Here is a 24,710-nt window from a genome sequence, read left to right as displayed (position 1 = left end):
AGCTTCAAGGAGAATTCGGCAGATTGCGGCGCCGCTTGCAAATTGCCTCGGGAGGATTTCGCCACCGACGATGTCGGGAAGGCGGCTCGTCAGGCCGCCGGCACATATTGATATCCCGTGCCCTTCCGCTCGGCAAAGCCCAGGCCGGGATAGGGCCAGTGGAAGCCCAGCATCTTCATCCTGTCGGTTGCGGGGCGGTCGAGCAGCTTCTTCCGGTTGGCGACGGCCACCCCGTTGTCCATGTCGTAGGCGAACTGCCATTCCGGATGAGGAAAATAGACCGCGGGTTCCGTGATCGCGTTGGCGGGAGGAGCCGAAGCCTACGCTTCAAGCCGGCCAGCTTGTTGTCGTTAGAATGACGGCAATACAACAGCGTGCAAGATCGAAAATCGTAGATGGCGTCTTGCAAACGGTGTTGTCAGCGCTTGCGTCGCTCCTCCGTACATCCGCTAGGGAGAGCAAGCGTTTTGCGCATTAGCAGCCCGTCTGCTTTGAACCTTCAGTTGGCCATTCCGACACACGGCTAGGGGGCATCCGTCTTCGATTGAAATTGCAAAATCGGAGGAAACGCCATGAGATCTCGTTCCAAACTCGCAATGGTATTGCTAGCGGGCGTCGCAATTGGAGCTATCGCGGTCCAAGGCCTCCACGCTCAAGGAGCTAAGCCGAAAGCTTACTCTGTCGGCGAAATTGAGATCCTCGATGCTTCAGCCCAAGCCGCGTACTTGCCTGCCGCCCGGAAGGCGATAGAAGCAGCCCATGGTCACGCTTTGCGCACCGCGGCCGGACGGATTGTTGAGATAGACGGTGGGCCAGCCCCCAAGGGGGTGGGGATCGTCGAATGGAATAGCTTGGATGACGCCGTAGCGTTCTACAAGTCGAAAGCCTGGGCGGACCTTGCACCGCAGCGTGACAAGGCGGTCAAAGTCGTACGGAGGTACGTCGTCGAAGTCGAAAAGTAGTCGCGGTCCATCCCAGGCCGCGCTGCTGCGGCAGGCGTGCGCAGATATTGGCTTACCCCGCTTGAGACTGGCGCGCTCGGAGAGATTCGAACTTCCGCCCCTCGGAATCGAAATCCGATGCTCTATCCTGCCTGGCTATGAGCGCGGACCGTCCTGGCGGCGGTCGTTTTCGGACCCGATCTTCCGGAGTGGCTCGCCACCTGCGGCGATGGTCATTATAGCAATCGCATGCTCGACTTCGCCGCACAGTATGAAGCATTTCGGCGCCGCGATCCGGCGTGGGACGGGCTGGTGTTTGTGGCGGTGAAGACGACGGGGGTGTATTGCCGGCCCGTCTGCCCGGTGCGAACGCCGCTCTCGCGGAATGTGAGGTTTTATCGCAGCGCCGCTGCCGCAGAACACGCGGGTTTTCGACCTTGCCTCCGCTGCCGTCCGGAGGCCGCTCCATTCTGCCCGGCCTGGAAGGGGACCAGGACGACTGTCGAGCGCGCACTGGCCCTCATCGAAAACGGTGCGCTTGATCGGAGCAATATCGAAGCATTGGCCGAGCGTCTCGGAGTAGGGGCCCGGCACCTCGCGCGCCTGTTTGCCGAGCACCTCGATGCATCGCCCCTGCAAGTCGCGCTTTCGCTTCGTGTTCAACGTGCAAAGCGTCTCCTCGATGAAAGCGATCTTCCAATTCCTCTCATCGCCAAGCGTGCCGGGTTTTCGAGCGCAAGGCGCATGAGCGCATCTTTCAGCCGGATCTATGGCCGGTCACCATCGGCGTTTCGCAAGAACACGTCGCCAAGAACGAAAACGAGTTGAGCGAGACGGAGCGATATGATGCTGACCAAGACCTTCGGGACGGTGGATGCCGAGACACAGAAAGCGATGAGTGGATTGGAGTTCGTGCAGGGCCTTGCGAGTGGCACGATTCCTCTCAACACCTTGGCGCAAACCTTGGGATACGATGTCACCGAAGCTACACGCGGTCGCGTTGTCGTGACGCTCATCCCAACTGGCGCCCACTTGAATCCAGCCGGCACGGTCCATGGTGGTCTCACGGCGACGCTGCTTGATAGCTGTATGGGGCTCGCCGTCCAATCGATGCTGGACATGGGCGTGGCCCAGACAACGCTCGAGTTCAAGATTTCTCTTGTGCGTCCCATCACGCCGGAAACAGGCCAGATCAGGGCCGAAGGAACGGTCTTGAATTGTGGACGCCGCATCGGCACGGCCGAAGGGCGTGTCACTGACGTCAAGGGCCGATTGCTCGCCCATGGCACAACCACGTGCCTCATCTTGCCGAGTTGAACCCGACGATGGCGCGCTACGGCCGATAAAGATTGGCACTATTGCTTCGCCGCAGCCCTATTGCTTCGCCGCAGCCCTATGATCTCGCGGCCTGTTTGCTCCCTCCAGTCACCAGGACCGCGACTTGACGCTTCACCTTGATGCAAGAGACAATAGCGGGTTACTGGAGCGGAGCGACAGCGATGCTGTTTCGTCTCGCATTTGCCCTTGTGTCGATGACGGCGCTGCTGGTTGATCCCATTGACGCCGTGTCGCAGGACATGCTGCGCAGCGTCGACCTCAACAGTCCCGAAATGTCGACATCGGAGATGACGCGCGCCGACGTCGAGACGCTTCTCAAGATGGCGCCTGAGGACGGCGCGGGCCAACGCGCTGCGGATTTGCAAGGAAAGCGGCTGTCGCATCTCGATCTCTCGGGGCTCGACTTCTCCGGCGGCAATCTCCGCCTCGTCAAGCTCAACCGGACTCGCCTGAAACGCGCGCGCTTCGATCGAGCCACCCTGAACCAGGCCTGGCTGGTCGACGCGGATTTGACGGAAGCGTCTCTCGTAGGGGCATCGCTGCTCGGCACGCAGATGCAACGCGCCAAGCTTGGCGGCGCCGATCTGAACGGCGCTCGCATCACCGCAGATCTTTCCGGTGCCAACTTGATTGGGGCCACGCTTGCGGGCGCCGATTTGAGCGCTGACATGCGCAACCAATCGATGGGCCTGATGCGTGGCGTGCTCAAATCTGCCGATCTCAGGAATGCGGATCTGAGCGGTGCCAATCTCTCGCGCGCCGATCTGGGATTCGCGCAGCTGCAGAACGCCAATCTGGCGAATTGTAACCTGAACCACGCTGACCTTGCGGGAGCCGACTTGTCCAACGCCAATCTCGCCGGCGCCGATTTCACCGAAGCAGACCTCGCCTCGGCCCTTATGCCCAGTGCAGCCGCGCTGGAAAAGGCGCGCAATCTGGACAAGGCCCGGAACTTCAACCTGGCGCGGCGCCCACCTTAGCGATCGCACTGAGCCACAACCTGGCATTTCGGCCTGAAGCGATCCGCATATCGCCGCCAACACGATCGTGGAAGGTGCGACCTGCCGCGATTTCAGATTTCGCAAAACGCCTTGAGTGTCGCGAGCAGCAGCTCATCGTTGGAATTCGTGCCGTCGGAGGGCCAATGGTTCCGTTGCGATGCGCAACCCACACCGTCTCCGGCATAATATGGTCTAGCGCTCTCCGAGCATTATCACCCGTTCGAATGCCGCGTCGACCCCATCCATGAACGCCAACGCGCGGGGCAGTGATGGCGCCTCGTAGATAATGGCACCGCCAGGGCCGCCCCACATGATCTCGACGCGCCAATGATCGTCGACCCGGGCGATCGACCCGGCCAATGTGTTCGGGGCGCGCTTGATGTTCACCCTGTCGTCGTCAACTTGATCGGTTCGGAACGTTGTCATGGTTCGGCCCTTCTTTGTCTCGGGCCTCCCGCCTGGACTACGGCCGTATGTAAACTCGCCCCAACCTTTGGTGTTCCAAGGCTGACCACGTCTGATCGCCAGGGACAGTACCGGTGATGGAGACGCCAGTGGATATTCCACAACGTGCGTTACCAGGCGCCGCGACGTTGCAGGGCGGGCCGACCGCGCCGCAGCCGCAGCCGTGCTCATGCTCCTATCCGGCCCTGTCGTCGGTCAGGTGCTTCAGCATCGCCTCACACGCATTCTCGGCTTCAGCGAAGGTTTTGAACGGCGAACCGCCCACTCTGATCGCAGGCCTGTTCAGATCGATGGGACGCCACGAGGCAACAAAGCCGGGCTCTCCGTGAAGGCCGGGGCCGGTTCGGCTCTCATTACTGATCACGAACGAGAACCCGCAGCTTATCGCGCTCCAAACTTGGAAGTCCTCCGTCGGACCGATGATGCGGCTGAATTGCATGATGCACCGAAAGCCCACATGAGAGGATATCGCTTCGCCGATCGGGAAAAATGCAGCGCTATTGACGTAACGACCGTTTTCCCCAAGCCGGGGGTGAACCGTCGGCTGGGCGGGGCGCGAGAAAAAATTCTTAATAATTAAACTATTTAAATTTTAAATAAGGAATTTATTACCATTATTTGGGCCTGGTCAAAATGCAGGAGAAATCGAGTGAAGATTTTATCTGGCATTTCCGCCGCGTTTTTTGTCCTCGCTCTGACGATGATTGTCCCGCCTGCAAATGCCTCAGGCGGTCGCCATAGAGGAGACCACCCCCACCACATCAACGGAGCCCCCGGGCCGATTGCTGGCGCTGGTCTTCCGGTGCTCGCCATCGGCTATGGCGTCTATTGGCTGATTAAGCGCCGCCGCAAGCACGACTGAGGTTCTGAAAGAACGCGGCATATATCGGCGAGGCGTACATGCGGCATGCACGCGACGTGGAGAGGATGCTGTCCCGGTATCGAACCCTTTAGGGACCTCGATAGTGGACAGTCGTGCAACAGCCGCCTGTCACGTCCGGAGAGGAACGGTCCCAGCTTGGCCCCGATGCTGGGACCTTTCTTTCCGCAGAGCTTCCTGCCAGATCAGCGATTTCAAATAAGCATCTCGGCAGCTTCAGGCGTGATCTTCACGCAGGTGCCGCTCTCGTGCATCCACAAGCCTGCGCTCGATCGCGAGCTTAAACCCGGCGCCGTATCCGGGCGGCTTGGCCTTGTCCTGAAAAAGAAACGAGTAGTTGATTTTCTCGATGTGAATGCGGTCGGTCTGTTTCGCTCGACTACACGCACGCGCTTCACGAGCCGGCGAGCGGCTTTCTCCGGACCGGCATAGCGGGATCTAACGCTGGCTTGGAGAAGGCATCGTACTGCTCGTTGGAGCCCACATGCCCGGTTTGGCTTTTCACGACCTGCTCCAGCTCAAGTGCCTCGATGGCGAGCTCGTCCGCCAAACGCTTAAGCAACTCGCGTTTGTTCGGATCCGTCGCCGACATGGCCATGACGGCACAATTGTTGGCGTCCACCCGAAGCTGGTGCAATCTTCCGCTGAGGTCCTTCATGGCTCACGTCCTCGCTGGCCTGTACGCTACGCGGACGTGGGACTCTAGCCAATCGACGCTAAGTCTCTGTTCGGTTGAGCACAGTTCGCTACTATTTTTGCTCGGGGGAGCTGCAGAGGGGTGTGCGCCCGCCGACCCTGCGGCGCATTCGAATGCATCCAAGCTGAACCCTGGCCAGCACTTTGCGGGGGGAGCCGAGTTGCGCGTTTCTCGCAGTCGATTGCACGGGGGTGCCAAAACGGGCAAAAACGAAAAAACACAAATAAACCAGTGCATTACGTCGTGCGGAAGTGGCGTGCCGCGGCCGATGAAGATAGGCACTATTGCTTCGCAGTTCCTTTATGACGCCGTTGCCTGCCGCGCGCCACAACCGGCAGTGATCCGAGACCGTGCGATTTCGTGTGTTGCAGCCCGTGGGGCGCTCTGGCCGGATAACCTGCGATGGACTGCGATCTTGCGGTAGCTGTGAACTTTCAGCCCGGACGCGAGGCGACGCGGAACAATCTCCTTGCCCAGCCGGCTATTGACTGCAGGGCGGGCATAGCTCGGATGAGCGACTCCGGAGTCCCGATGTCTCGAAGCATCTCAACTTGACCATCGGCGCGGCGCTCGATGAATTGAGCATCACGAAAATAGTCTGCGAAGTCGAGGTGTCGTCTGTGCCCTACAGGTCGAACGACCGAATATTGGAGTATGGCAAGGTCTACTTCCGAACCGATGCATGCGGACGCTGGTCACCGCGTACGAGGCGAAGGAGACCGGCCGATCCGCCACGATGGTGCGGAAGACGGTCAAGAAGGTCGGCAACAGCCGGAAGCGGGCGGAGAAGCGGCTGGGCCGCTAGGTGCTGACGCTATCGGCTCAGTGTGCCTGGTCCGTAAAACGCGCCCTGACCTCACGAGCCGAAGGGGCGCACGCCGTGAGATATCTTAAAAAATTAAAATAGTTAATGTTTAAATGGGGTGTTTAATTATATATGAACAAAGTTGGCGCGCAGGAGAAAGATCTGATGAAGATTGTATCTGGCATTTCCGCCGCCGTTTTTGCTCTTGCTCTGACAATTGTTGCCCTCCCCGCGAATGCCTGCAACGGCGGGGGGAATTGCGAGAACGCCCCTGGTCGAGACCCGCCGGGTCACCGTGTTAGCGGAGCCCCCGGGCCCGTTGCTGGCGCTGGGCTTCCGGTCCTGGCCATCGGCTATGGCGTCTATTGGCTGGCTAAGCGCCGCCGCAAGCACGACTGAGGCTCTGAAGAAGGCGCTATAATGTCGGCCGAACGTGCGTGCCGCGGCGTTCACGCGACGCATGCCATATTGGTGTAGCTCGTCAGCGAGTTCGATATCGCATGCTGGTGTGACAGCCGTCTCACGTCCCGAGAGGAACGGTCCCAGCTTTGCCCCCATGCTGGGGCCGTTTCTTCGCGCATGGAGGCGCACCGCGGGCCTTGATTCTCTTCGAAAGGAGGGCGGTGGACATGGCCGATTCAAAACGCACTGCCAAAACAGTTCGCGAGCAACTGCTGTCAGATGACAAGGTGCTCGCGCTGATGATGTCGGACTTGCGTTCGCTTCGAAAGCTTGTTGCCGACGCTGAACTTGCCACGCTTTCGCATAGCGGCAGACCGATCGCATCGCTGATGGAGCCGACGGCGCTTGACTTCGGGCCGCAACGGCTCTTTGGGCGCCAGAGCCTACATCAGCCAAATGGCTGTCGCCAAGACTAAAAATCCGACCAGCGCGCAAGCGAGGAAACCACGCTCAACGGCATCCATGGCGTCATTTCCTTTCGTCATCGACAAATACCTCCGGGGGCACATTATCTAACTTTAAAGCCGTGGTGAGCGGCATCGTTCCCCCGCAAGTTGCCGCGTTTTCCCGGTGGTCTGGCTGAGGAACGCACGCACGAGCGCCGGAGTTTTTCGCTGGTAAGACGATCTAGTCAATCTCGCCGGCTCGATTTGCGAGCATTCAAGCGGAGATCAGCGCAGGTAGGTTCATTCTGATCTGTCGGGAATCCGACTCGTCGGATTCGCTCAGATAGGCTGTCTATGTTCAAGAGCAGAATAAATCTCGCTTCGGCTTAACACAGGTAAGTGGACCGCCGCTCGGGTGAGGCGATGCTACTTTTTCCCGAGTGGAGGCGTAAATGGATTTTCCAATCGAAGGTGGTTCTAAAGAGGACTTTCAAATCGTGATTATCGTTATGGATAGGCTGGAACAGGAAAGGGCTCAGCTGCTTGCCCTTCGAAAGAAGGTGTCGGATGCGGCCGCTAGGCGAAAGCTCTGCAGTGCGCGTCGCACTCGACCGCCAAGAACGACGCCAAACCGAGGACATGCGCCATGAAGGACCTCACCGGGAAGTGGCACCAACTTCGAGCTGATGCGAAGCACTTTGCCGACCTCGGCACGTCGGCGACGGATCCACGTCAACGCGAGCTGTTTAAGCGTTTAGGTGATGAGCTTGCTATCGCGGCGCTTGAACTGGAACAGGTCGTGAAAAGGCAAAACCCGCATTTGGACTTCGACGAGCAGTGCGATGTTCTGTCCAAAGCCATCGCCGGGAAATGAATCATCGGCGCTTGGCTTGCCCGCTCGGTGTATTTCATGCGGCGAGCTTATTTTCCTTGTCGGGGCCGCGCATGACGATCTTCAGGACGTCATCGGGTAGCGGCCGCTGAAGTGCCTTCGCTTCGTCCCAGGGTGCGCGCCGCCAGACGTCGCGCTCCTCGTCCGTCATCAGGATGACTGGCATCGCTTTGGGATGGATCGGCGCGACGGCCACGTTCGGCTTGGTGGTGAGGAAGCCATACACGAGATGAGGGCCGGGGACTGGTTTTGACTTGGTGCCGCGGCCGCCCTTGAACTCGGTTCAGATCCCGGCGAACGCGGCGAGTGGTCGCTCGTCATTGGATCCATTCCGGCCGGTCAGGCATCCTCGTCCCACGCGTTGGGATGCAGGGAATGTACTTCGGTTAAGCATGCACCGGAGATAGGCATCAGGGAGAGAGATTGCGAATGCCTCGCGGGATCAACCCTCACCGATATTGAAGCTTACGATCCGGATAGGGTTGCGGTACTGGCCCTTCATGAGGTGGCACCGACCGCCGCAACCAGAGTCCCTCATGTGCGTTGATAGCGATGCTCAATCGACGCCCGATAGTGCCGTTGAAGCACTTCTTTCGCACCTTCATTGCGAAGGGCGGCCCGTTGGAGCGCTTTCTGCTAGAACATGGCCCCGCCTACAACGATCGACGCCTAATAATAGTGCCATTGAAGCACTTCTTTCGCAGCTGCGTTGCGAAGGGCGGCCAGTTGGAGCGCTTTCTGCTAGAACATGGCCCCGCCTACAACGATCGACGCCCAATAATAGTGCCGCTGGAGCACTTCCTCCAAACCGGCGCCGCGAACGGCGGCCGGTTCGAGCGCTTCCTGCTCGAACACGGCACCGCCTATAGAGGGCGTGCGCTGCCGAAGAAGTACAGTGCGGCGCGCGGTGCGCTCGGCTGGTGCTTCCGAAATGCGGCCGGCCTCGCGCTCATCGACGACAACCTGACCTACGTCGAGGGTTACGCGGTAGACCACGAGAGCGGCGGCAGCCCTATTCATCACGCGTGGTGCATCGATCGTCATGGCCGCGTGATCGAGACGACATGGCAAAACGTCACCAAAGCCGAATACTTTGGGGTGCCGATCGAGGCCGAGCTGCTGGCCGTCGAGCTGTCGAGGGTCAGCTATTGGGGCGTGCTGTTCGCGGACGGCCAACTCAACGAGCGGCTTATCAAACGACTGACCGGCTGACAGACTCGTCCGGACAGCTCCTTCGCAGCAGCCGGACGCGCTCAATGCGCCCGCATGGATCCCAGCGATATTGAAATGATGTCCTTGTGGTCGCCATCCGGGTGACTTCCCTCAGGCCGCATCGTTTTTTTGCGTATGATGGAGGAGATCAGGGTCAGCAGCGGGCTGCGATCGTCGTTCATCCCCCCTCGAACACACAACGCCTAGCACCGTTCCAGCACGATCTATCGCCAGAACGCAGCGAGTGCGACCATCAGGGCCGTCGCCCAACAGGCGAGCCCGACGATGTAAGGCATATCGCGCTTTTCGCGTGGCGTCATCGATCGTTCAGGAGCTGTTGGATTGCAAATGGTGGGCGGGAACGCTGCCCCGACGCGACCGGCGTAGGGGAGCACGCCGGGGCTGCGCTTCCTCTCGGCGAACCGTCGGGCCGAGGAGTCGACACGGATCCACCGGGAGGTTACGTGGCCAATCCAAGCCCCCTTGGGTAGGGAAGTCTGTGCACTTTTGCACCGAACAGCGGGGGCGCAGCCAAAAAAAGCCCCCGGCAGCGCAGTGCGGGGGCTAAAGGAGTCGTCACAATTAAGGCCGCTGAAGTAGAAACGCCGCGAAAGGCATCTTCATCAGTCCGCCACGGCAGTTGCGGTCTCATAGCCGGTCTTAACGCTTAGGCGAACAGTTCAGCCCCAGCCGGCGTGATCTTCACGGAGGTGCCGCTCTCGTGCATGCACCGCCGGCCGCGCACGATCGCGCGCTTGAAGAAGCGACCGCTTCAATCGTCGCCAGATGCCCGTTGGCCTACCTACGGCGGCGCCTGATCAGCCAATAGACGCCGTAGCCAACCGCAAGGATCGGAAGGCCTGCGCCAGCGATCGGCCCGGGCGCTCCGCCGACGTGTTTGTTCTGACCGGGAGCGTTCTCGTGGGCCTCCGTGCAATTTCCCCCGCCATTGCAGGCCTGCGCGGGCGGGGTGACCGTCGTCAGAGCGAAGACCAAAATCGCAGCTTGACGAACGCGTGCCATGCCTTGCGCGCGACTTCCGTCATCTTGGCTTGGTTGCGCCGATGGACGGCGCGATCATGCGTCCGGGCTGGACAGTGGAATTGGCGCGCTCGGAGAGATTCGAACTCCCGACCCTCGGAATCGAAATCCGATGCTCTATCCAGCTGAGCTACGAGCGCGTGCCGTTTGCGTCGATTATCAGAGTTGGGCCGGAACGGCCAGCGGGGGAGAGCGGGAAGGGTACTCTGCGCACGCCGTCCCGCCCGGTGACGCTTTTAGAAACAGGGATGCCGGCGGCCGTCCTGGCCGATATAGGCGGAGGCGCTCTGGCGGCATTTTACCGTCGCCGGGCCGTCGTAATAGGCGAACGTACCGGGCGTCGGCCCCGGGCCGTAATTGTGGAGGTAGCTGATCTGATAAGGCAGATGCCGGGCGTAGTGCCGGTGATGGTGATGATGGCGGTAATGGCGGGCGTCGGCCACGCTTGGGGCGGCAGCCATGGCGGCGAGAACCGCTGCGGCGGCGAAAAACTTCAGTCTGGGCATTGTGCGTCTCCAGGGCCAGCCGGGGCGATTCTGGCCGATCCGGCCTTTCATTTAGCGCGGTTTGGAGGGAAAAACTGCGGGAAATCGGCCACATCACGTCAATTTTTGGCCCATTCTGGATGCTTAACGGTTTCCCAACACAGTCCGGCCAGAGTTTTGGGGTCTGGTCCGGGGCCCGCAGCCGGCTTTGTTTGAGGCGACCAAGGCGACTGTCACATTGTTCATGCGCATCACGCTTCTCGCCCTGTTGTTCCTTGCTCTCGCGATGGCGCCGGCGCGTGCCGTCCTGCACATCACGCGCGACCATGGCGGCTACGTCGATGAGTACAAGGCCAAGTACAAGCGCATCCGCGATCGCGGCGATCGCGTCATCATCGACGGCATCTGCAATTCCGCCTGCACGCTGGTGTTCGGCATCGTGCCGATGAACAAGATCTGCGTCACGCCCAGGGCGAGCGTCGGTTTCCACCAGGCCTATTACGACAAGGCCTTCACCTTCGGCATCAAGGTCACGAGCCTCGACGGCACCTCCGACCTGATGTCCTATTACCCGCAGACGGTGAAGGACTGGATCCGCCGCAACGGTGGGCTGACCACCGAAATGAAGAAGATCAAGAACGGCGTTGAGCTCTGGAAGATCGTCGATCCCTGCCCGGAAGAGTGGTAGGGCGGGCCGGTTTCAGTCATTCGCCTCACCGCAATTTCCCTCGTCATTCCGGGAGCCCAATTCCCACGCCCTCCGTCATTCCGGGGCGATGCGAAGCATCGAGCCCGGAATCCATCTGTCCGCTTGCGCCTGTGGCGCAATGGATTCTCTGATGTGCAATTGCACATCATAGCTCGCGCCAAGAGGCGCGCCCCGGAATGACAGCGGAGGAAAATTCGCAAGCGATTTCAACCTGATTTGCCCTGTCCAGCCGTCGCGTGAAAAACATTCCGCTTCCGCCGTCGGGCAAATCAGTGATTTAAATCCGCGCGTCTCACGGCGGATGAGGGGCGGCTCGCGATCGTCACGAACGTTGCGGTGAGATGCGGTGGACGTGAAGCGCGTGACTGACGAGCACACGCATCACGGACGGCGAAGTCGTGTGGTCCTGGCGCCCCGACGCTGGCGCTAAGTCCTTAAGGGATGGAAACATCCCTAAGGGCGACGGTGGCAAGAAAGCCCGGTCACCGAGGAGAGCACGAAGGAAACCGTAACACCATCGCGCAGGGAAAGCCGGAATGCTTCGGTTGAACCTGTGGTCCTACCCCCGTGCTTTTTGTTGCACGGGACCCACGGGTGCAACCAGCACCTGGCTTTCCCTGCGCCCTCTGATGATTGAGAGGGTGAAACGAGACGCAAAGCTCGGGCACTTCATGCCGCGAGAGCGCGAACGCACATCCTCACGCTGTTTGAAATTTGAATCAGAACCTCGCCCCTCGTCGTCCCGGCGTTCGCCGGGCGAGGGCCGCGGCTTTGCTCAGCGCTTCGACTTCTTGGCCTTCTCTTTCTTGGAGGTTTTCTTGGTGGCTTTCTTGGACGTTTTCTTCGGCGCCTTTTTGGCTTTCTTTGCCGACTTCTTGGCGGCCTTCTTGCCGGCCTTCTTGGTCTTCGTCGGTCTCTTCTTCTTGGCTGCGGCTACCTTTTTCGCCACTTTCTTGGCAGCCCCTCGCACCTTCTTCGCGGCTGTCGTGGCGGCTTCGATGGTGGCCGTTGCGGCGGCGCCGAGCGTGTTGGTGACCTCTTCGATTACGGGCTTGTCGTCGTCCATGTCATCCCCCAACAGTTGAACGAGAGCACAACGATAGCCGGATTCTTGAAAGCGTCAAATCGATGTCGTCATTTGCGCACTGCGCAGTTCGGCGCAGTCGGCAAGCGCGATTGCTCTCAGGGACAGATGCCAGCGACCGGCGCTTCGATTGTCGTCCCGTCTTCGCTACTGCGCGGGCGTGGCGCGCTTGCGGTCGAGCGCTGCCAGTGCATCGCTCAGGATCGCCTTGATCCGGTCGATGCCCTGCGGATCGAGCACGGATGGATCAAGGTAGAAATCCAGCCCGGCCGTCCGCTCGACGATGACGTCGCCTTTGGCGGCGTCGTCCAGCACGTTGTCGATGGAATAGGGGATCACCTCGCGGCTGATGCCCTTCATGGTGATCGCGGGCAGCGGGTGGGCCTGGATGATGTCCCTCGCCAACGCGAAGGTCTCATAGCTGACCACGACGCCTCCGGGCTCGGCGATCGATTGCAGCCGCGCCGCCAGATTGGCTTCGGCGCCGATGATCGTATAGTCCATCCGGTCCACGCTGCCGAAATTGCCGACATTGCAGTAGCCGGAATTGATGCCCATGCGCGACTTGAAGGGCTGTTCGATGCCGGCGGCGCGCCACTTGGCGTTCAGCTCCAAAAGGCGGCGCTGCATCTTCCAGGCCATCTGGAGGCAGGCCTCGGCGTCCGCCCGGTCGCCCTTGGTTTCGGGGTCGCCAAAGAAGATCAGCATGGCGTCGCCGATGAACTTGTCGATCGTGCCGCCATGCTGGTGGGCGATCTCGGACATCTCGGTGAAATACTCGTTGAGCAGTTGGGTGATCTGCTCCGGCTGCAGCCGCTCGGTGGTGGCGGTGAAATTCTGGATGTCCGAGAAGAAGATCGTCAGTTTCTTCCGTTCGGTGTGGATGGTGACGTCCTTCTGGCCGCTGAAGATGCTCTTGTAGATCTGCGGCGGGATGTAGCGGGATATTTTCAGCGACAGCGTGGCGAGGAAATCGTTGTTGGATTCGAGCTCGCGGTTCATGGCCCGGATCTGCCGGGCCTGGCGGCGCTGCATCGTCAGGAAGGAGAGGCCGCTGATGCTGGCGAGCGCCAGGTAGGCGAGCAGATATTTGAAGGAGAACAGGTTCGCCGCGATCGGCTGCGTGATCGCGACCTCCTGGATGCCGCGGACGTCGCCGACCTTCCAGTCGGTCTTGGGGCTTTCGGGATGCGAGTTGTGGCAACTGACGCAGGCCGGCCCCATGATGACCGGGGCGACCAGCCGGACGCGGTCGCTGAACAGCGATGTCGTCGTGTCGACGATCTTCTGGTCCGGGTTGGTGCGCAGGCTCTGCAGCGAAGCTCTCTCGAACTCGTCGAGCTGGTGCGGTGCCCGGTTCTTGAACGGGAAGTCCGAGACGAAGCGGTAGGTGATGTTCTGCTGCTGCTCGCTGATGACCTTGCCGAGCTCGAGCGACAGCGTCGCCGGGATCGGGATCGCGCCCGGGATGGTCTCGTAGTTGTGGACCACCTGGGTCTGGCCGGGATGGGACAATATCCGCCCGACGACGTTCGAGGCGTAATAGGAGCGGACGCTAGAGACGAGCGAATTGAGATCATTGGCCTGCCGCCGGAGCGCGACTTCCGCAAGATTGGTCAGATCGAGCCACACCGCGACCGGAAGGGCAGCGAGCAGCAGTGCAATCAGGAACCCCGTCAGTGCCGCGGAGCGTATTTGTCTGGGATTGCTGTCCATCGCGATGATCCGATTCCTGCCCGTTCGCAGGCTAAACTTCCATCGCAACCATCGCCTGTAAAGCGCGGCAACGGAGCAGCTTTCTTCAAATTGATGCGTAACTGGAGCAACTTGCCGCGGCGGATGAGGGGCGGGGTGCCGGCAGTTGGTGGCGGCCCTGGCTTAGGCGGAGAGGGCAGTCCGGAGGGACAAAATGCAGTTCGGAACGGCTCCATCATGCCCGGCACAAGGCCGAGCATGATGGTCGGATATCGATGGCGCGAGGCGTTACTTCGGCTGCTCGACGATGCGGATATAAGGCTTCGGCGCCTTCCAGCCCTTCGGATAGATCGTCTTGGCTTCGTCGTCGCTGACGGAGCCGGCGATGATGACGTCCTCGCCCTGCTTCCAGTCGGCCGGCGTCGCGACGCGATGCTTGGCGGTGAGCTGCAGGGAGTCGATGACGCGCAGGATCTCCTGGAAGTTCCGGCCGGTGGTCATCGGATAGACCAGCACCAGCTTGATCTTCTTGTCGGGGCCGATGATGAACACGTTGCGGACGGTCTGGTTGTCCGCCGGCGTCCGGACGAGGGGATCGCCCGAGGTCGAGGCGGGCAGCATCTCGTAGAGCTTGGAGACGTTGAAGTCGGTGTCGGCGATCATCGGGTAGTTCGGCGCGGCACCCTGGGTCTCCTTGATGTCTTCAGACCATTTGGCATGGCGGTCGACCGGGTCGACGGAAAGGCCCATCAGCTTGACACCGCGCTTGTCGAATTCCGGTTTCAGCTTGGCGAGCGCGCCGAGCTCGGTGGTGCAGACCGGGGTGAAGTCCTTGGGATGCGAAAACAGGAGCGCCCAGCTATTGCCGATCCAGTCGTGGAATTTAATTTTGCCCTCGGTGGTTTCGGCTTCGAAATCGGGGGCAGTCGCGCCAATGGGAAGTGTCATGGTGTTGCCTCATGCTATTGAAGTGGCTAAAGAATTTTCTGTGCCGGTGTGCACGCGAGTATAGGCGCTGCAAGGGCTTAAGTGAACCACTGTAGCTAAAAGGTGAAATCATTCTCTTTTGTGACGGAACTTCGAGCAACTTCTTTTGATCGGCCTGCCTGCGGCGAAAAAACCCATAATGCCCGCAAGAGCACGGATTGCCGTGGAATTGCCTTTTATGGTCCCCATCTGCGGGGTCCGATCTGCTAATAGGCTCGAACCGTGACCGCGGTCACAGCGACCAATTGGCAACTATGTACAAATGTCGAAACCCCGGTTTCGAATCGGTAACCACTCGTTTACGCCGGCATGGAAATGCTGGACTGAAATAAGGAACTGAGAAGTCTCGCTATGTCTGCCCCTAGTATCGAGGCGACCGATGTGGTCGCCCTGCAACCGTCCTGCCGTAAGACCGCCGCCCATGCGTTGACCATCGTACGCGATGGCGTGATCACCGGCGAAGGCCCCACCACCAAGGGCCGTATCCATTTTTCCCGAGCGCTCGATGCCGATGACGCCGCCTGGTGCGCGCGCATCCTCACCGCCTCCGCCGTGGCGCACCAGCCGGTGAGCCGGGAGGAGGTCGCGGCGCTGTTCGAGATCAACGAAGCCGCGGCCGAGCGCAGCGATGATGGTCGTTTCGACGACCTCTTGGCCAAGGCGGTCGCCCATCACGCCGCTTCGATGTCCGGCCTGCCGGTGCCGCCCCGCACGGTGGCGCTGTCGCCGGACACCGACATCGAGAGCTGGGCGCCCACGCACGCCGGCAATATCGACATCAAGGTGCTGGAGTGGATCGCGAGCCAGATGCGTGGCAAGCGCCGCACCAGCCACGCGCTCGCCGCGATGGTCGCCACGCTGGTCGGCGCCGCGGCGCTGCCGCTGGTGCAGCTCCCGAATGTGCTCGATATCGGGTTGATGTAAATCGCCCGACAGCGAGAAGAGGATCAACGGCGGGGCTATTTCCCCGCCGTTTTCTGTTTGCCGCTCTCGGCCTCGAGGCCCAGCGTCCGCCCCGGAAAACCGGCGACGTCGAAATAGCGGGTCGACAGCACGCGCTGGAACTTGATGACGGTGCGTAGCCCGTTGGTGTCCGGCTTCGAGGTGACGGTGCCGTCGGCCATCTTCGGGACGATGCCGTTCGGGATCGCTTCCGACATCACCCGGCCCAGCAGCCCGCCATTGGCGCTGCCGCGGAGGTCTAGGAGCTTGGCGATGGTCATGCCGACATCGGCGTTGCTGACGGGAAGGGGATCGACATAGCCGGATTTGAAGTCGGGTCCGATCGCCGCCATGAAGTTCAGCGTGTCGCCCCGGCTGAAGCTGCCGTGCATGCCCTGGCCCTGGCGCAGGATCGTGTCGGCGACCTGGACCGAGCAATTGGTCGGCTCCTCGCAGTCCGACGACCAGGAGCGGAAATTGACCACGACCGAAGGCGTCGGCGTCGCCGCCTTGCCCCGCAGGTTGAGCTGGGACATCGGCAGCGTGCCGGGGAAGCGCCCGAGCCGGTCATCGACGAATAGGCCGCTGACATAGTCCTGCTCCAGCAGCGCCTTGATGACGCGCCCAGTGAGCTTCTTGTCCCGGTTCGGCAGATAGATCAGGTCCGATCCGCCATTGGTGGCCACGACGACGTCGGGCTTGGCGGGGTCCTGGCCGAGCACGCCGTTGCCGGCCTTGGGATGGGCGTTGTCTGCGACGCGGGCGTTCTTGTCGTTGGGGTCGAACAGCGGCAGGTCCAGCGCCTTGGCTAGATCGATCGCCAGGAAGCCCATCGGCAGGAAATCCTTCGGTGTGTCGTCGTAGGAGATTTTGGCCGCGGGGCTGGTCTTGCTCTCCTTCGAGATCGTTGAGAAGCCATGGTCGGCGGAGACGATGATGTTGGTGGAGGCGGCGAGCCCGAGCTCGTCGAGCGCCTTGCGCAACTGCGCGAGGTTGTCGTCGGCGTTCTTGATCGCGGCCATCGAGGTCGGTCCGTTGATCCCGGGCGTGATCGTGTTGAGGCTGTCGCCGGTGTTGTGCTGGCTGCCATCCGGGTCGCGCGACCAGAACACCAGGACAAACGGCTTGTTGCGCGCCTTGAACATCGGCAGCACCACCTTGGTGGCGACGTCCGCGAAATAGGCCTGCTGGGCGACATTGGCGACCGTGGTGCCGGGTGTCTTAGCGTCGCCGGCCTTGCCATTGTCGCCGCGGCTTGGCGTCGTCAGGGGCAGGTTGGCTTTGGTGAGCGCATCCTTCACCTCCTCGGATACGGGAACGCCATTCTTGCCGCCGGTGGAATCGTCGAAGATGATGGTGTGCTTGCCGCGATCGGTGTGGTCGAACAGCAGCGTCGGGCCGACCTTGCCGATGGCGGCGGTGCTGAAACCCTTCTCGCGCGCCATCTTCAGGATGGTCTCTTCGTTCAGATAGTCGCCGTTGAAGTGATCGTCGATGTCGGCCAGCACCGCGTCATTCTCGATGAAGGGCACAACGGTGTCGCCTGCGGGGGCCGAAGAATAGCCGGTGTAGATGGTGTTGCTGAAGGTACCGGTGTCGCCGAGATAGTGGCCGGTCGACATCGCCGAGCTGTTGGCCATGGTGAAGGTCGGAAACAGCGAATGCGAGTTCTTGAAGTTGACGCCCTTGTCGCGGATATCGGCCATCGCCGGCGCCGTCTGCGGAGTGACGATGCGCGAGCGCAGGCCGTCGGGGATGAACAGGATCACGTTACGTGGCGTGCTGTTCTGGGCCGATGCGGCCCCGGCCGCGAGTGTGATCAAGCCTGCCGATAGCAATGTTATTGTGCGGCGCATCTTCATTTCCCCCATCAGAAGCGACGATCCTGCGATCGATCGTCGCACCCGTTTAGTTTTGCTATATGACAGAATTGTTACAGGCGGGCTCCTGTGCGTGCTCTGCGACAGGTTTGTCAACGCGCCGTCCGAACCGTGCGTAGAGCGCCGGGAGGACGGCCAGCGTCAGCAGTGTTGCGCTAATCAGGCCGCCGATGACGACGGTCGCCAGCGGCTTTTGCACCTCCGCGCCCGTGCCGGTGGCGAAGGCCATCGGCACGAAGCCGAGCGCCGCCACGAGTGCGGTCATCACCACTGGGCGAAGCCGGGTGAGAGCGCCATTCTCGATGGCCTGCCGCAGCGGCATGCCGTCCTCATGGAGCTTGCGGACCAGGCTCAGCATCACAAGGCCGTTCAGCACGGCGACGCCGGACAGCGCGATGAAGCCGACCGCCGCTGAGATCGAGAACGGCATGCCGCGAAGCCAGAGCGCGGCGATGCCGCCGGTGAGTGCGAGCGGCACGGCGCTGAACACCACCAGCGCATCGCGCGCCGATCCCGTGGCCGCCAGCAGCAAGAGGAAGATCAATGCAAAGCACGCCGGCACGACGATGCCGAGCCTCTGCCGGGCCGCGGCCAGATTCTCGAACTGTCCGCCCCAGCTCGTCCAGTAGCCTGGCGGAAGCTTGACCTGCTGGCCGACCTTGGCCTGGGCTTCCGCGACCACCGAGCCGAGGTCACGGCCGCGCACGTTGGCGGTGATGACGATGCGGCGCTTGCCGTTCTCGCGGCTGATCTGGTTCGGCCCCTCGGTGAAGGAGAAGCGCGCCAATCGATTGAGTGGCAGGCTCTGGACCGGGGCATTGGGCGTTGCCTTCGGCAGCGCCACGGGAAGGTTGCCGAGCGCCTCGAGATCGGATCGCAATGCTTCCGGCAGCCTTACGACGATGTCGAACCGGCGGTCGCCCTCGAACACGACGCCTGCGTCCTGGCCGCCGACCGCGGCGCCGATCACATCCTGCACCGCCGCCGCGCTCAGGCCGCGACGGGCGATCGCGGCGCGGTCGACCTTGATGTCGAGGACAGGAAGGCCGCCGGCCTGCTCCACCTTCACGTCGGTCGCTCCATGCACCGAGCGCAGGACCGAGGCCACTTCGTTGGCCGCTTTCAGCATCGGCTCGAACTCGTCGCCGAACACCTTGACGGCGATGTCGCCGCGAACGCCGGCCAGAAGCTCGTTGAAGCGCATCTGGATAGGCTGGGTGAATTCATAGACGTTTCCGGGCACGCGATTGACGGAGCTTGCGATCTGCTCGACCAGTTCCTCCTTCGTCATCGACGGATCCGGCCATTGATCGCGCGGCTTGAGCATGATGAAGGTGTCGGACGCGTTCGGCGGCATCGGGTCGCTCGCGACCTCGGCCGTTCCGGTCTTGGAGAAGACGAAGGCGACCTGCGGCAAACGGCTGACGGCGTTCTCGACCGCAAGCTGCATCGCCTGCGATTGCGATAGCGCGGTGCTGGGAATCCGCAGCGCATGCATGGCGATGTTCTTCTCGTCCAGCGACGGGATGAACTCCTGCCCGAGGCGCGCGAAGCCAGGGAGTGCGACCGCAAACAGCACCGCAGCCGTTGCAATGACGGGCAGCGGGGCGGCAATCGCATAGCGCAACAGCGGCCGGTACAGGTGCTTCAAGGCGCTGACGAGCCTGCTTTCACGCTCCTGTACGCGTCCCGTGACGGCAATGGCAATCGCGGCGGGAACGAGCGTCAGCGACAGAACGAATGCCGATGCCAATGCCAGGATCACGGTCACGGCCATCGGCGTGAACATCTTGCCTTCGATGCCGGTGAAGGTGAGGAGCGGCACGTAAACCAGGAGGATGATGGCCTGCCCGTAGAGGCTCGGGCGGATCATCTCGACCGCGGAGGCGCGCACGGTGGCCAGCCGCTCGTCGCGGGAGAGGGGACGCCCAAGGTCGCGCTGCGGCTCCGCCAGATGGCGCAGGCTGTTCTCGGTGATGATGACGGCGCCATCGACGATCAGGCCGAAATCGAGTGCGCCCAAGCTCATCAGATTGGCGCTGATGCGGCCCTGCCACATGCCGATGGCAGTCATCAGCATCGCCACCGGGATCACCAGCGCGGTGATCAGCGCTGCGCGAAAATTGCCCAACAGGACAAACAGCACAGCAACGACCAGCAGTGCGCCCTCGCTCAGATTGGTCGCAACCGTTCTGACGGTGGCATCGACCAGCTGGGTGCGGTCGAGCACGGTCTTGACCTCGACACCCGGCGGCAGTGTCGGCGCGATCTCGCGCAGTCGCGCATCGACCGCCGACGACACGGTGCGGCTGTTGGCGCCGATCAGCATCAGCGCCGTGCCGACCACCACCTCGTGGCCGTTCTCGCTGGCACTGCCGGTCCGGCTTTCGCCGCCGATCGTGACGGTGGCGATATCGCGGATCCGCACCGGAACGCCGCCGCGCGTAGTGACGACGATGGTGCCGAGTTCCTCCATGTTCTCGATGCGACCGCCGGAGCGCACGACGAAACCCTCGCCGTTCTTTTCGATATAGCGCGCGCCGCGGCTGACATTGTTGGCCTCGATCGCGTTCGCAACATCGGCAAAGGTCAAGCCGAGGGCGATCAGCTTCGCCGCATCCGGATGGACCTGGTACTGCTTGAGATAGCCGCCGATCGTATCGACGCCGGCGACGCCCGGAACAGTCTTGATCTGCGGCCGGATGATCCAGTCCTGTACCGTGCGCAAATAGGCGTTCTTCTCGATGTCGCTCTTGAGCCGTGCCCCGTCGCTGGTGACGAAGCTGCCGTCGCGCTGCAGGCCCGGCGCGCCGTCGGCTCCGACCGGTTTGTCGGCGAAGCGGACGGTCCACATGTAGATCTCGCCGAGCCCGGTCGAGATCGGACCGATCCGCGGCTCGATGCCTTGCGGCAGGCGCGCGCGAACCTCGGCGAGGCGTTCGGTGACCTGCTGGCGCGCGAAGTAGATATCGGTCGATTCGCTGAAGACCGCGGTCACCTGTGAAAAGCCGTTGCGCGACAGCGAGCGTGTGCTCTCGAGGCCGGGCGCGCCGGCGAGCGCCGTCTCGACGGGAAAGGTGACCTGCTTCTCGATCTCGAGCGGCGACAGCGCGTGGGCCGCGGTGTTGATCTGCACCTGCTTGTTGGTGATGTCGGGCACCGCGTCGATCGATACCCTCGTCAACGCAAAGCCGCCTAGCGCCATGACGACGCCGCAGAGCGCAACGACCACCCAGCGGCGGTGAACGGAGAAGCCGATGATCGCCTCAATCATGGCCATGCTCCGCTTCGGCCTTTTCCAGTTCAGCTTTGAGCGTGAACGTGTTGGCGACGGCGATCGTCTCTCCCGAAGCAAGGCCGCTCACGATCTCGACGTCGTCATCATCCTCGCGACCTGTACGCACCTGTCGCGCCTCAAACCCTTCGGCGTCGCGCACGAATATCGTGGCGTTGCCCTTGACGGTCTGAAGCGCTTTCTTCGAGACGATGACCTTGGAGGGCTCGCCGCCGAGCGGCACTTCGGCGGTGACGAAAGTGCCGGGCCTCCACCGGTGATCCCGGTTCGGCAGCGTCGCGATCACGCGAGCATTGCGGGTCTCGCGATCGAGCAGGGGGCTGACAAAGATTACCCGCGCGACCGCTTCGTCGTCGCTACCGATGGCGCGGATCGTGACCAGACCGCCCTCGCGCACGGCGGCGATGTCTTCCGGGGAGACCGCGAGATCGACCCAGATATCGTCGAGATTGACGATGACGAACAGTTCGCTTTCCTGGCCCTCGCGGCCGATCAGCCCGCCGAGGTCGACGCGCCGCTCCGAGACCCGGCCCGAGATCGGCGCACGTAAATATTGTTGGCGCAGGCTTTCCGGCGGCTGGTTCGGGAGATCGGCGATCTCCTGTTCGGACAGACCCAGCGCGAACAGCTTTTGCCTGGCGCCGTCGAGCTTGATCCTAGCGTCGTTGGCGGCGAGCTGGGTCCGCAGGAATTCGTTTTCCGACATGGCCCGGCTTTCGGCCAAGCTCTTTTGTCTGTTGTAGAGGGTCTGCTGCAGATCGTTGGTCAGCCGCGCGGCGAGGTATTCGCTCTTGGCGTCCGCCACTTCGCGGCTTTCGATGACGGCGACGATCTCACCTTTTTCGACACTATCGCCGAGGCGCTTGCGCAGTTCGCCGACCGTTGCCAGCACGCGTACGGAGACGCGGCCGACGTGGTCGGCGTCGGGAATAAGCGAGCCTGGCGCCAGGAAATGGCGTCTGAGCGTACCGCCCGCAACCGGTGCCAGCCTGATGCCGGCATCGCTGATCTGCTCCTCGCTCAGCACGATGCGCTCGGTGCCGTGATCCTCGCTTTCGGCTTTTGCTGTCCCGGTCGTCGCCGCTTCCTGTTGCGCTGGCGTTCCCGACAGCGGCCAATGCGACCAAACCGTGATGCCCAGGCCGCTGCCGACGATGATGCCGGCAACGAAAAGAAGAATCCGTCTCATATATGCCTTCCCGCCGCGCGCGGGTCCGAGCCCGGCGCTGCTGCCATAACCATGCGTGCAAGTTGGGCGCGCTGCCGGGAGGCAGCGCGGCCGGATCGGTCATGCCGATCGGATCAGGCGCGGGGTGGCTTGAAGGGAGAGATCGGTTCTGCCGCTTCGGGGGCACGCATGGCAAGGAAGCGATAGGCGTGCGCGGTATGCTCGATCGTGATCGACGTGTCCTGTGTCGCCACGGTCGATACGTGGGTCAAGCAATGATCGCCATGGGGCAATGCTGGATGGACGGGAGCCTTGTCGGTGGTATCACCGGCGAGTTGCGCGATCGACTGTGCCGGCACTGTATCGTCGCTGTCGAAGCCGAGACCGTGAAAGAAGGACAGCACGAGCGCTAGCGAGATCAGTCCCGCAAGCAGGCTGCGCCACCGGCGCGACGGGGCCTTGCGGGTCGAAGAATCCGGTGCGGCGAAGCGAGAGTCCATGCCGTTAGTTAGCGCCGCCCCGGTGCCGATTCAAGTCAGCAGAGGGCTGAATGCTATAACGTTGCGCTTTCGCCGGCGGCCGCTTGTTCCTTGTGACGCCGAACATGACGGCGCGACGACGGAGTCGCGCAGTTAGGGGCATTGTAAAAGCCGAGCCTCCGATCGCTGCGGCGGATCGCCTCGCTTATGGTCGGGCAGGCTGAGATGAAGTAGAACTTCGTAGTCAGCCGGCTTGGCGGAGGTGGGGAAATGCTCGCACGAATCGTGGTCGCAACTCTTCTCATGATCTCCAGCGCGTTCGCGCAGGAGCGCTCAATCACGGTGGCATCGACGACATCGACCGAGCAATCCGGGCTGTTCGGTTTCCTCTTGCCGCGCTTTACGGCGGCAACCGGGATCGGTGTCAAGGTCGTCGCGGTCGGCACCGGCCAGGCGCTCGACATCGGACGGCGAGGCGATGCCGACGTGGTGTTCGTGCATGATCGCCCCGCGGAGGAGAAGTTCCTGGCCGAAGGATTTGGCGTCAAGCGCCAGGACGTGATGTACAATGATTTCGTGGTGATCGGGCCAAAGGCCGATCCGGCGCATATTGCCGGCGGTAAGGACGTCACGGAAGCGCTGAAAAAGATCGCCGCCGCGAAGGCGACCTTCGTCTCGCGTGGCGACCGCTCCGGCACGCACCAGGCCGAATTGCGGCTATGGAAGGAGGCGGGCATCGACATCGCGACGGCGAAGGGATCCTGGTATCGCGAGATCGGGCAGGGCATGGGGCCCGCACTCAACATGGCCGCATCCGACAATGCCTATGTGCTCTCCGATCGCGGCACTTGGCTGTCGTTCAAGAATCGCGGCGATCTCGCGATCCTGACCGAGGGCGACCGGCGCCTGTTCAACCAATATGGCGTGATGCTGGTCAATCCGGCCAAGCACCCGACCGTGAAAGCCAAGGATGGCCAGGCCTTCGTCGACTGGCTGATCTCCGCCGAGGGACAGAAGGTGATCGCCGACTACAAGGTCGGGGGCGAGCAGCTATTTTTCCCCAACGCGTCCGACTAGCAGGAACGCGACCGTGCTGACGGTCACGCTGAGGCCGAGCAGGATCAGGCCGAGCCCGAGCGCGAGTGGCAACTCGCCCTTGCTGGTTTCCAGCGCGATCGCAGTCGTCATGGTCCGGGTGTAGCTGCGGATATTGCCTCCGACGATGATGATGGCGCCGACTTCGGCGATGGCGCGGCCGAACGCGGCGAGGAACGCGGTCAACAGCGAGGCGCGGCCAAGCGACGACAACAGCGCCATGCTGCGCAGGCGCGACATGCCATCGGTGCGCATGAGGTCGGCATATTCCGCCCACAATAGCGAGACCGGACGGTGCACGAGTGCGACCACGATCGGCGTGGCGAGGATCGTCTGCGCGACAATCATGGCGCTCGGCGTGAACAGCAGTCCGGCAAAGCCGAGCGGACCGGAACGCGACAGCAGGAGGTAAAGCGCCAGTCCGACCACCACGGGCGGCAGGCCCAGCATGGCGTTCACCAGCACGATCGTGGCCTGCCTGCCCTGAAACCGGCTGATCGCGAGCAGGACGCCGAGGGGGGCGCCGATCAGCAGCGCCAGCAGGCTCGCCGTCAGGCTGACGCGCAACGATAGCAGGACGATGCCGATCAGCTCAGCGTCAAGGCTGGCGATCAGCGAGAGCGCCGTCGCCACCGATTGCGTGAAATCATTCATCCTGCTGCGCGCTTGGCCGCCCCGGTGAGATCGCCCGAATGAAGATTGCCGGCTGCCACCATCCAGCAAACACCTAAATCTCTCATAAACTGCGTAACGTCCAATACCGCACAAGCG

Annotated in this window: 26 protein-coding genes, 2 tRNA genes and 2 pseudogenes; 14 read left to right on the top strand and 16 right to left on the bottom strand. The window is 62.0% G+C overall.

Annotated elements, in window-relative coordinates; translation table 11 throughout:
• Positions 1–89 precede the first annotated feature (89 nt).
• Positions 90–230 carry a hypothetical protein gene (locus YY7_RS60335; RefSeq protein ID WP_155255185.1) on the bottom strand — a complete coding sequence of 47 codons (141 nt, stop codon included), beginning with the start codon at positions 228–230 and terminating at the stop codon, positions 90–92.
• A 342-nt stretch (positions 231–572) separates the two neighbouring features.
• Between YY7_RS60335 and YY7_RS51660 the strand changes: the two genes are divergently transcribed.
• Positions 573–962 (top strand): DUF1330 domain-containing protein, encoded by a 390-nt coding sequence (locus YY7_RS51660; RefSeq protein WP_080663699.1) that lies wholly within the window; start codon positions 573–575, stop codon positions 960–962.
• A gap of 68 nt (positions 963–1,030) precedes the next feature.
• Here the strand turns inward: YY7_RS51660 and YY7_RS60330 are convergent.
• Positions 1,031–1,107, bottom strand: a tRNA-Arg gene (locus YY7_RS60330).
• Positions 1,108–1,190: 83 nt separating this feature from the next.
• Between YY7_RS60330 and YY7_RS58045 the strand changes: the two genes are divergently transcribed.
• From YY7_RS58045 to YY7_RS0115335, 3 genes are all read left to right on the top strand, one after another.
• Positions 1,191–1,769, top strand: a complete 579-nt coding sequence (locus tag YY7_RS58045) for a bifunctional transcriptional activator/DNA repair enzyme AdaA (RefSeq protein ID WP_028164039.1) — start codon at positions 1,191–1,193, stop codon at positions 1,767–1,769.
• 18 nt (positions 1,770–1,787) lie between these two features.
• Positions 1,788–2,258, top strand: coding sequence for a PaaI family thioesterase (locus YY7_RS0115340; protein ID WP_035690184.1), 471 nt, complete (start codon positions 1,788–1,790; stop codon positions 2,256–2,258).
• Between the two features lie 182 nt (positions 2,259–2,440).
• Entirely contained in the window at positions 2,441–3,259 is an 819-nt protein-coding gene (locus YY7_RS0115335; protein WP_028164037.1) for a pentapeptide repeat-containing protein, read from the top strand.
• 213 nt (positions 3,260–3,472) lie between these two features.
• Here YY7_RS0115335 and YY7_RS0115330 read toward each other — a convergent pair whose 3' ends face one another.
• Positions 3,473–3,706, bottom strand: a complete 234-nt coding sequence (locus YY7_RS0115330; RefSeq protein WP_028164036.1) for a hypothetical protein — start codon at positions 3,704–3,706, stop codon at positions 3,473–3,475.
• 208 nt (positions 3,707–3,914) lie between these two features.
• Between YY7_RS0115330 and YY7_RS64745 the strand changes: the two genes are divergently transcribed.
• The 3 genes from YY7_RS64745 to YY7_RS60315 all read left to right on the top strand — a co-directional run bounded on the left by YY7_RS64745 (position 3,915) and on the right by YY7_RS60315 (position 5,057).
• Positions 3,915–4,325 carry a hypothetical protein gene (locus tag YY7_RS64745; RefSeq protein WP_155255184.1) on the top strand — a complete coding sequence of 137 codons (411 nt, stop codon included), beginning with the start codon at positions 3,915–3,917 and terminating at the stop codon, positions 4,323–4,325.
• Between the two features lie 69 nt (positions 4,326–4,394).
• Positions 4,395–4,607, top strand: coding sequence for a hypothetical protein (locus tag YY7_RS60320; protein WP_155255183.1), 213 nt, complete (start codon positions 4,395–4,397; stop codon positions 4,605–4,607).
• 156 nt (positions 4,608–4,763) lie between these two features.
• Positions 4,764–5,057, top strand: coding sequence for a hypothetical protein (locus tag YY7_RS60315; protein ID WP_155255182.1), 294 nt, complete (start codon positions 4,764–4,766; stop codon positions 5,055–5,057).
• Here YY7_RS60315 and YY7_RS0115320 read toward each other — a convergent pair.
• Positions 5,020–5,283, bottom strand: coding sequence for a hypothetical protein (locus tag YY7_RS0115320; protein ID WP_028164034.1), 264 nt, complete (start codon positions 5,281–5,283; stop codon positions 5,020–5,022). The two genes, YY7_RS60315 and YY7_RS0115320, sit on opposite strands and share 38 nt — an antisense overlap.
• A gap of 742 nt (positions 5,284–6,025) precedes the next feature.
• On the opposite strand from YY7_RS0115320, the pseudogene YY7_RS60310 reads away from it, so the two are divergent.
• From YY7_RS60310 to YY7_RS0115300, 3 genes and pseudogenes are all read left to right on the top strand, one after another.
• Positions 6,026–6,127, top strand: a pseudogene (locus tag YY7_RS60310) (DUF3606 domain-containing protein); the annotation flags it as partial.
• 629 nt (positions 6,128–6,756) lie between these two features.
• A complete protein-coding gene (locus YY7_RS0115305) occupies positions 6,757–7,005 on the top strand; it encodes a hypothetical protein (protein WP_028164032.1) in 249 nt (82 codons plus the stop codon).
• Positions 7,006–7,621: 616 nt separating this feature from the next.
• Positions 7,622–7,849: a hypothetical protein gene (locus tag YY7_RS0115300; protein ID WP_028164031.1), complete on the top strand. Its 228-nt coding sequence runs from the start codon at positions 7,622–7,624 to the stop codon at positions 7,847–7,849.
• Positions 7,850–7,883: 34 nt separating this feature from the next.
• Here the strand turns inward: YY7_RS0115300 and YY7_RS56530 are convergent.
• Positions 7,884–8,189 (bottom strand): annotated as a pseudogene (locus YY7_RS56530) (SOS response-associated peptidase); the annotation flags it as partial.
• Positions 8,190–8,446: 257 nt separating this feature from the next.
• On the opposite strand from YY7_RS56530, the gene YY7_RS0115290 reads away from it, so the two are divergent.
• Positions 8,447–9,079 carry a hypothetical protein gene (locus tag YY7_RS0115290; RefSeq protein ID WP_155255180.1) on the top strand — a complete coding sequence of 211 codons (633 nt, stop codon included), beginning with the start codon at positions 8,447–8,449 and terminating at the stop codon, positions 9,077–9,079.
• Positions 9,080–9,120: 41 nt separating this feature from the next.
• On the opposite strand, the gene YY7_RS51645 is transcribed toward YY7_RS0115290, so the two are convergent.
• From YY7_RS51645 to YY7_RS0115265, 3 genes are all read right to left on the bottom strand, one after another.
• Complete coding sequence (locus tag YY7_RS51645) at positions 9,121–9,261, bottom strand: hypothetical protein (protein ID WP_245287285.1); 141 nt, start codon at positions 9,259–9,261, stop codon at positions 9,121–9,123.
• A gap of 922 nt (positions 9,262–10,183) precedes the next feature.
• Positions 10,184–10,260: transfer RNA gene (locus YY7_RS0115270), tRNA-Arg, on the bottom strand.
• 96 nt (positions 10,261–10,356) lie between these two features.
• Positions 10,357–10,626 (bottom strand): hypothetical protein, encoded by a 270-nt coding sequence (locus YY7_RS0115265; protein ID WP_028164027.1) that lies wholly within the window; start codon positions 10,624–10,626, stop codon positions 10,357–10,359.
• Between the two features lie 223 nt (positions 10,627–10,849).
• Here YY7_RS0115265 and YY7_RS0115260 point away from each other — a divergent pair, with 223 nt between their 5' ends.
• The gene (locus YY7_RS0115260; protein ID WP_028164026.1) at positions 10,850–11,293 is read left to right on the top strand and encodes a hypothetical protein; all 444 of its coding nucleotides are present in this window, start codon (positions 10,850–10,852) and stop codon (positions 11,291–11,293) included.
• Between the two features lie 796 nt (positions 11,294–12,089).
• On the opposite strand, the gene YY7_RS0115255 is transcribed toward YY7_RS0115260, so the two are convergent.
• The 3 genes from YY7_RS0115255 to YY7_RS0115245 form a co-directional block, all read right to left on the bottom strand.
• On the bottom strand, positions 12,090–12,380 hold the full coding sequence (locus YY7_RS0115255) for a hypothetical protein (protein ID WP_028164025.1): 291 nt from the start codon (positions 12,378–12,380) through the stop codon (positions 12,090–12,092).
• Between the two features lie 165 nt (positions 12,381–12,545).
• Positions 12,546–14,114 (bottom strand): adenylate/guanylate cyclase domain-containing protein, encoded by a 1,569-nt coding sequence (locus YY7_RS0115250; protein ID WP_028164024.1) that lies wholly within the window; start codon positions 14,112–14,114, stop codon positions 12,546–12,548.
• Positions 14,115–14,381: 267 nt separating this feature from the next.
• Positions 14,382–15,041, bottom strand: a complete 660-nt coding sequence (locus tag YY7_RS0115245; protein ID WP_028164023.1) for a peroxiredoxin — start codon at positions 15,039–15,041, stop codon at positions 14,382–14,384.
• A 390-nt stretch (positions 15,042–15,431) separates the two neighbouring features.
• Between YY7_RS0115245 and YY7_RS0115240 the strand changes: the two genes are divergently transcribed.
• The gene (locus YY7_RS0115240) at positions 15,432–16,004 is read left to right on the top strand and encodes a hypothetical protein (RefSeq protein WP_028164022.1); all 573 of its coding nucleotides are present in this window, start codon (positions 15,432–15,434) and stop codon (positions 16,002–16,004) included.
• A gap of 35 nt (positions 16,005–16,039) precedes the next feature.
• Here YY7_RS0115240 and YY7_RS0115235 read toward each other — a convergent pair whose 3' ends face one another.
• The 4 genes from YY7_RS0115235 to YY7_RS0115220 all read right to left on the bottom strand — a co-directional run bounded on the left by YY7_RS0115235 (position 16,040) and on the right by YY7_RS0115220 (position 22,865).
• A complete protein-coding gene (locus YY7_RS0115235) occupies positions 16,040–17,878 on the bottom strand; it encodes an alkaline phosphatase family protein (RefSeq protein ID WP_028164021.1) in 1,839 nt (612 codons plus the stop codon).
• A 61-nt stretch (positions 17,879–17,939) separates the two neighbouring features.
• Positions 17,940–21,176: an efflux RND transporter permease subunit gene (locus tag YY7_RS0115230; protein ID WP_028164020.1), complete on the bottom strand. Its 3,237-nt coding sequence runs from the start codon at positions 21,174–21,176 to the stop codon at positions 17,940–17,942.
• Positions 21,169–22,386, bottom strand: a complete 1,218-nt coding sequence (locus tag YY7_RS0115225) for an efflux RND transporter periplasmic adaptor subunit (RefSeq protein WP_028164019.1) — start codon at positions 22,384–22,386, stop codon at positions 21,169–21,171. Before YY7_RS0115225 ends, YY7_RS0115230 begins: the two co-directional genes overlap by 8 nt.
• A gap of 113 nt (positions 22,387–22,499) precedes the next feature.
• Positions 22,500–22,865 (bottom strand): hypothetical protein, encoded by a 366-nt coding sequence (locus tag YY7_RS0115220; RefSeq protein ID WP_028164018.1) that lies wholly within the window; start codon positions 22,863–22,865, stop codon positions 22,500–22,502.
• Positions 22,866–23,114: 249 nt separating this feature from the next.
• Here YY7_RS0115220 and YY7_RS0115215 point away from each other — a divergent pair, with 249 nt between their 5' ends.
• Complete coding sequence (locus YY7_RS0115215) at positions 23,115–23,921, top strand: extracellular solute-binding protein (RefSeq protein ID WP_028164017.1); 807 nt, start codon at positions 23,115–23,117, stop codon at positions 23,919–23,921.
• Here the strand turns inward: YY7_RS0115215 and YY7_RS0115210 are convergent.
• Entirely contained in the window at positions 23,895–24,593 is a 699-nt protein-coding gene (locus YY7_RS0115210) for an ABC transporter permease (RefSeq protein ID WP_028164016.1), read from the bottom strand. The two genes, YY7_RS0115215 and YY7_RS0115210, sit on opposite strands and share 27 nt — an antisense overlap.
• Between the last annotated feature and the right edge of the window lie 117 nt (positions 24,594–24,710).

The sequence above is a fragment of the Bradyrhizobium elkanii WSM2783 genome (genome assembly GCF_000472865.1).
GTDB classification, from domain to species: Bacteria; Pseudomonadota; Alphaproteobacteria; order Rhizobiales; family Xanthobacteraceae; genus Bradyrhizobium; species Bradyrhizobium elkanii_A.
The sequence above is the reverse complement of the archived record's forward strand: the minus strand, read 5'-3'. Positions and strand labels throughout refer to the sequence as shown.

What these genes read in the sequence shown, in the direction of transcription:
- YY7_RS0115250 (WP_028164024.1), bottom strand. Translation starts at nt 14,114, where the DNA reads ATGGACAGCAATCCCAGACAAATACGCTCCGCGGCACTGACGGGGTTC.
- YY7_RS0115245 (WP_028164023.1), bottom strand. Translation starts at nt 15,041, where the DNA reads ATGACACTTCCCATTGGCGCGACTGCCCCCGATTTCGAAGCCGAAACC.
- YY7_RS51660 (WP_080663699.1), top strand. Translation starts at nt 573, where the DNA reads ATGAGATCTCGTTCCAAACTCGCAATGGTATTGCTAGCGGGCGTCGCA.
- YY7_RS0115265 (WP_028164027.1), bottom strand. Translation starts at nt 10,626, where the DNA reads ATGCCCAGACTGAAGTTTTTCGCCGCCGCAGCGGTTCTCGCCGCCATG.
- YY7_RS0115340 (WP_035690184.1), top strand. Translation starts at nt 1,788, where the DNA reads ATGCTGACCAAGACCTTCGGGACGGTGGATGCCGAGACACAGAAAGCG.
- YY7_RS0115320 (WP_028164034.1), bottom strand. Translation starts at nt 5,283, where the DNA reads ATGAAGGACCTCAGCGGAAGATTGCACCAGCTTCGGGTGGACGCCAAC.
- YY7_RS0115235 (WP_028164021.1), bottom strand. Translation starts at nt 17,878, where the DNA reads ATGCGCCGCACAATAACATTGCTATCGGCAGGCTTGATCACACTCGCG.
- YY7_RS0115255 (WP_028164025.1), bottom strand. Translation starts at nt 12,380, where the DNA reads ATGGACGACGACAAGCCCGTAATCGAAGAGGTCACCAACACGCTCGGC.
- YY7_RS0115305 (WP_028164032.1), top strand. Translation starts at nt 6,757, where the DNA reads ATGGCCGATTCAAAACGCACTGCCAAAACAGTTCGCGAGCAACTGCTG.
- YY7_RS0115335 (WP_028164037.1), top strand. Translation starts at nt 2,441, where the DNA reads ATGCTGTTTCGTCTCGCATTTGCCCTTGTGTCGATGACGGCGCTGCTG.
- YY7_RS0115220 (WP_028164018.1), bottom strand. Translation starts at nt 22,865, where the DNA reads ATGGACTCTCGCTTCGCCGCACCGGATTCTTCGACCCGCAAGGCCCCG.
- YY7_RS0115330 (WP_028164036.1), bottom strand. Translation starts at nt 3,706, where the DNA reads ATGACAACGTTCCGAACCGATCAAGTTGACGACGACAGGGTGAACATC.
- YY7_RS0115215 (WP_028164017.1), top strand. Translation starts at nt 23,115, where the DNA reads ATGCTCGCACGAATCGTGGTCGCAACTCTTCTCATGATCTCCAGCGCG.
- YY7_RS64745 (WP_155255184.1), top strand. Translation starts at nt 3,915, where the DNA reads ATGCTCCTATCCGGCCCTGTCGTCGGTCAGGTGCTTCAGCATCGCCTC.
- YY7_RS58045 (WP_028164039.1), top strand. Translation starts at nt 1,191, where the DNA reads ATGCTCGACTTCGCCGCACAGTATGAAGCATTTCGGCGCCGCGATCCG.
- YY7_RS0115300 (WP_028164031.1), top strand. Translation starts at nt 7,622, where the DNA reads ATGAAGGACCTCACCGGGAAGTGGCACCAACTTCGAGCTGATGCGAAG.
- YY7_RS0115210 (WP_028164016.1), bottom strand. Translation starts at nt 24,593, where the DNA reads ATGAATGATTTCACGCAATCGGTGGCGACGGCGCTCTCGCTGATCGCC.
- YY7_RS0115260 (WP_028164026.1), top strand. Translation starts at nt 10,850, where the DNA reads ATGCGCATCACGCTTCTCGCCCTGTTGTTCCTTGCTCTCGCGATGGCG.
- YY7_RS0115225 (WP_028164019.1), bottom strand. Translation starts at nt 22,386, where the DNA reads ATGAGACGGATTCTTCTTTTCGTTGCCGGCATCATCGTCGGCAGCGGC.
- YY7_RS51645 (WP_245287285.1), bottom strand. Translation starts at nt 9,261, where the DNA reads ATGAACGACGATCGCAGCCCGCTGCTGACCCTGATCTCCTCCATCATA.
- YY7_RS0115230 (WP_028164020.1), bottom strand. Translation starts at nt 21,176, where the DNA reads ATGATTGAGGCGATCATCGGCTTCTCCGTTCACCGCCGCTGGGTGGTC.
- YY7_RS0115240 (WP_028164022.1), top strand. Translation starts at nt 15,432, where the DNA reads ATGTCTGCCCCTAGTATCGAGGCGACCGATGTGGTCGCCCTGCAACCG.